The sequence below is a fragment of the uncultured Acinetobacter sp. genome, from assembly GCF_947624825.1.
Classification (GTDB): domain Bacteria; phylum Pseudomonadota; class Gammaproteobacteria; order Pseudomonadales; family Moraxellaceae; genus Acinetobacter.
Window position 1 is genome coordinate 1 of sequence record NZ_CANQLZ010000101.1, and the last position, 4,749, is coordinate 4,749.

A 4,749-nucleotide genomic window follows, 5' to 3' on the forward strand; every position below is an offset into this window, starting at 1 on the left:
GCTTTTTTGTCAAACAAACCGATCAAATGCATGAAAAGCCTCCTAACGATGAGCACGGAAATAACGATGAAGAGCACGGCGAGAGCCACGGCCTCGACTGAATTTGTTAAAAGCCCGTCGAGTGGCTTTACGGTTTCTCATTCTAGGCATTAAAACACCTCAACAAAATAGTAAATATTAACAGCGATCATAAGACGAATATTTCTCAGTATAATACTCATCTTCACGTGCGATATCAACGCAGAATTGATCGAAAACCTCCTTGTCATATAAATCTGGTTGCTTCTGACGATACTCCAAAAGTTTAGACTCAACCTTAAGATAATCTAAATAGTTGTCTTTTTGCAAACGTTGACGAAGAAATAGGGGAATAGATACCTTTTTACTGTCAACGACTACAAAACCTTTAGTTAGGTCAGAAGAAAATTTTTGAAGAAATGGCACACCAAGGCCGGGGCGTCTAGGAGTAATAAGATAAGGCCGAGGAAAATCAGAATCGACATCAAAACCTTCTGGGCTTTGTTTCTTAAGCGTGTATCTAGCAACATATTTCAAAGTTTGAATACTCACAGAACCGACACTATGAAAGCCATAAGGCCAAATATCAGAGATAAGCTTACAAGAATATACAAGGTTTCCCTTGGGTCTAAAAGCTTGAACAGGATTAAGATCGACAAGAGAAACACCATAAAGGATAAAGTGAAAATGAGGACGACCGTTAACGGATCCGTACTCACCACATCCAAAGACTCTAATATGTTTATCAAGTCTCTTCCTTAAACGCTTTAAAAAATCCTGATAATCTTTCCTAACCAGTACAGGCGGATTAGGTAAATGCTCCTCATCATAAGTCAACGTTAAAAAAACGCTATCCGAGTGGCAGAGACCCTCTAAATATGCACGAGTAGACCAGTTCTTTACATAATTTATCTGACAAGGCAAACACCTACGACAAGGAAGCATTACCCAAACTCCATTACTACCTAAAAAACGCTCGCTAATTTGTTTCTCGGGTCTGTTGGATAAGTTATCGTCGTGTTTTCGGAAGAAGCGACGAACTGGCTTATAAACTCCATCTTCCACAGAATAACCAAGAAACATAGAGATAGGATTAGAGCAACGAGCCATTTAATCACAGCCTTATGCCTCCACGGAACGGACGGGCAACATTTAATCTACTAACTTTTAAATGACGCCTAAAATTCTTTCGAGAAACTCTCCTCTTTAAAACACGTCTACGCATAAAAATCTCCTAATAACGAGAACCAACACCATTGATATCTAATTCATAATGACCACGATCAATTTTATCATTACGAGTAAACTCCGAATCAGGTTTAGATATATAACCTAAACCATCACGAATAAAATCACCAATATATTTAAATGCCTCTTGAGCTCCTAAATCACGATAAATTTGATGTGATATCGGTGGTGAGTACTTGTAATGTCCATACTTACTCTCAATATCTGACATAGTAGAAATATATCGAGCATTAGACAAGTTTTGAGCAGTTTGAGCAGCAATCAAATCACGAGACAAAACTTTATTCTCAGCCTCCTCATTCAACAATTTCGCATTCGCTAACTGCTGGAAACTCTGAGATACTCCCTGCATAGCTTGAACAAAATTCGCGATTCGCTGAGCTTTAGCTTGTTCAGCTGACATTACAGAACTGCCTAAGCCTCCACTACCTGAAGCAAGAGAAGCACCACTGTTGGCGCTTAAAATCGGATTCAGACCAGCTTTTTTAAGATCTTCAACTTCCCATTGATGCCTATTTTGATAATCATAGACATTCAAAGCATTTTGATAAGCAGCTAGTTCTTTCTGAGCATTAAGCTGCATATTAATTTGAGAACCAGTCGATGGTGACATCAACAAATTGCCAAGCGAAGCTGCTCCCGAAGCAAGAGAACCTAAACCTCCAAGAGAAGAACCATTTGAACCAATCCAATCAAACAGACCTCCAGCAGCACTTCCAAGCCAAGAAGCACCACTAGAAAATACACTGCCGAGAGAACCTAAAATAGAACCAAACATAAGAAAAACCTTAGAAATGATCTACAAGACCAGGAGTACCATAAACCGGAATTGGTCTAATGGCTTTTTCATTAAACCAAATATCACCGAAAAATATAGGCTGACTAGGAACAGAAGAAACACGATCAAACGGGGTATTGTATTCAATAAAATCAGAATTCAATAATGGCCTATTTTCAAATTCTTGAGCTAAGTGCCAAACATCTAAAGATTGATTACCCTCAGAAACATCAGAACGCATTAATCCAGTAATCATTGAAGGATAATAACGATATTCAGCATAACGCTCTTGATAACCAAAAACTTTCAAATTTTCTTCATGCTCTAAGCCTGCATATAATTCATAGTTATATACAGGTTGCTCACCTAAATGTGCAAAAGTCGGCCAATAATAATCGAATTTTTCTCTTCTAGTTAACATCCTATTAATACCTTGTTGATAGGTCAAATCAGCCGTAATAGACAAAAGTCCAATAATAAGACCATGTTCAACAAAAGACTTATTAAAACCTCTACCAGTTCCTGCAAACAGGCCAAACGCACTCAAATTACCTTGAGGTGAAGTGGTATCGGAACTAGAAGTTTGAGCTACTTGGTTAACATGCAAATTGAACGTTTGACAGCCGAGGAACTCGGGACGCTGTAAACGGGCATCAGGAGAAACAACACCAAAAAAAGACCTAATGAGTTCTGTATACCGTGTTCCACCACGGGCCGAACGTTCATAAAACTTCTGGACTTGGAAAGCTTCTCGAATGTTATTAATAGAAAATATATTTTCTGTTCCATTACCAAGAGTTAAACGACCTTGAATAGATTTAACTGCTACAGGATTGGCCAAAAATTCATCGTCAGCATCTTCGTTCCACTGTAAAGATTGAAGATTTAAAGAATTAGTAGAAGCTGAAGTAGTAGCGCCTAATACTTGATGATGGAATTTATTATCTGGGACATCAGAAACTGTAGTATAAGTTGGATTATCTAAACCTATCATTCCTTGACCAGACGAAAAACCATCCAATAAAGAAACATTAGGCCCTTTTTGTGGCCAAGGAAGCGCAGAAGTAAAATAATCATGCTTTTTATTACGTTTTCTTAAAGCATAAATACCATCTTTATCATCAGGGCCATCTCCTAAAGGAACACTTAGAGGATCTTGTAAATTTTCATCTCTAAACCATTCATTCCAAATAAGGTTATATGCTCTAAAAGGGAGAGCGCTCAGAAGAACTCTAGGTTTAGATTTATTTGTTTCAGGCGGATATCCAAAATAATCACAAATATCACCCGAATTTAATGTAATAGCCGGTATCGATACATAAGGAACAAGATAACTAGTTGACTCAATTCCGGAACTAGTTTTATTCGCTCCAAGGAACTGTTCCCAATGTTCCCAAACAAGACGATTAGGGACAAAGAAATAATGAATCTGCGCACGAACATTATCCATGAATGGAGTAATAGGGGTTGTCATTCTGATAACCGCCGAGGCAGAAACGGAGAATGTATCTCCAGGAAGAACCTCGTCCAAAAAAACCGGATAAAGGTAATCTCCATTAAAGGTTGATTTGTATCCATGAGAACGATTAAAAACGGAACGCCGAATAGATGTTTTTTCCAAATCAGCGAACATATTTGCCACATTACGCGGACGAGCTGTATTTTTTGACATTAGGGAAAACTCCTATAAAATGTGAATAACTCTTAGTTAGGGTTTTCCCTGCTTAGGTGTCAGTCGTGTATATATCACATCAAGTAGAGGAATATCCACGACCTGACACTTTTAAGCAGGGTTATCACCTAATCCATCCTCTTTATTTGGTATCTGTTGTTTTTCTGCAACTTCTTGAGATTCTTGGGGCTGTTTCTGCTCATCCCGAGGAATCGCAGAACCAGAAACAAAACCTCGTTTAATGGCTTCTTCTTGATATTTTGGATTAGTCACAAATTCAAGAAAACGCCGAGAATCATTATCAAACTCTTCTCTAATTTCTGGTTTCAAAGTCATGAAATACTCATCGACAACAGCCAAATGATCTAAAGCCTCATCCAAAGACTGAACATTAGACAAATCCTTAAATTGAGGAGTAGGCATAGTTTCCAATGGGTCAATTCCCAAGTTCTGATAACGCTTGAGAATTGAAGTAATCCTACTAGATTCAGCAAAAGCCTGAGAAGTAATCATTTCTCCCGAGTTTTTGACTTTAACCTTAGGAGGCTGATCATAAATAGAATAAATTTTCATAAAAGCCTTTAGTCTTAAAAGAGGAAGTTAGCGAAAGGCGAGGCCAGAGGTCGGGCCTTTCGCCTTTCGTTAATTAATCAACAACAATATTCAAGTCCTTCAACCAGTCGGCAAAAGAATCAGAGCCAGACTTTTTAAAAGCACGCGCAACCCGAGCTACGTCCTCAACCGAACACTTGACATTCAAAAAGTCGACAAGAGGAGTTGGATTGCAAAAAGCAGCAACATCAATATTAGGCATAAAATTACCATTGTCGTCATTAAATTCGCCAAGATCAGCAACATAAAAATCATTCAAATATTTCCGAATCTCGGAATTATCCAAAAGCGAACGAACACAAACCAACAAAGTTGGAGCAGGAAAATAATTAATAAATTTCTCTGCTTTTTTGTCAAACAAACCGATCAAATGCATGAAAAGCCTCCTAACGATGAGCACGGAAATAACGATGAAGAGCAC

Annotated in this window: 5 protein-coding genes; all 5 read right to left on the reverse strand. The window is 38.2% G+C overall.

Annotated features, from left to right (window positions below):
- Positions 1–177 precede the first annotated feature (177 nt).
- On the reverse strand, positions 178–1,128 hold the full coding sequence (locus Q0017_RS13270; protein ID WP_298147774.1) for a hypothetical protein: 951 nt from the start codon (positions 1,126–1,128) through the stop codon (positions 178–180).
- A gap of 124 nt (positions 1,129–1,252) precedes the next feature.
- Positions 1,253–2,044 (reverse strand): hypothetical protein, encoded by a 792-nt coding sequence (locus Q0017_RS13275; RefSeq protein ID WP_298147777.1) that lies wholly within the window; start codon positions 2,042–2,044, stop codon positions 1,253–1,255.
- Positions 2,045–2,054: 10 nt separating this feature from the next.
- Positions 2,055–3,716, reverse strand: coding sequence for a major capsid protein (locus Q0017_RS13280; RefSeq protein ID WP_298147779.1), 1,662 nt, complete (start codon positions 3,714–3,716; stop codon positions 2,055–2,057).
- Between the two features lie 111 nt (positions 3,717–3,827).
- Positions 3,828–4,289 carry a hypothetical protein gene (locus Q0017_RS13285; protein WP_298147782.1) on the reverse strand — a complete coding sequence of 154 codons (462 nt, stop codon included), beginning with the start codon at positions 4,287–4,289 and terminating at the stop codon, positions 3,828–3,830.
- 73 nt (positions 4,290–4,362) lie between these two features.
- Positions 4,363–4,749: hypothetical protein (locus Q0017_RS13290; protein WP_298147785.1), on the reverse strand; the 387-nt coding region annotated here is incomplete at its 5' end.

Excerpts from the sequence above, each read along its gene's own strand:
- Q0017_RS13270 (WP_298147774.1), bottom strand. The coding sequence starts at position 1,128 with ATGGCTCGTTGCTCTAATCCTATCTCTATGTTTCTTGGTTATTCTGTG.
- Q0017_RS13275 (WP_298147777.1), bottom strand. The coding sequence starts at position 2,044 with ATGTTTGGTTCTATTTTAGGTTCTCTCGGCAGTGTATTTTCTAGTGGT.
- Q0017_RS13280 (WP_298147779.1), bottom strand. The coding sequence starts at position 3,716 with ATGTCAAAAAATACAGCTCGTCCGCGTAATGTGGCAAATATGTTCGCT.
- Q0017_RS13285 (WP_298147782.1), bottom strand. The coding sequence starts at position 4,289 with ATGAAAATTTATTCTATTTATGATCAGCCTCCTAAGGTTAAAGTCAAA.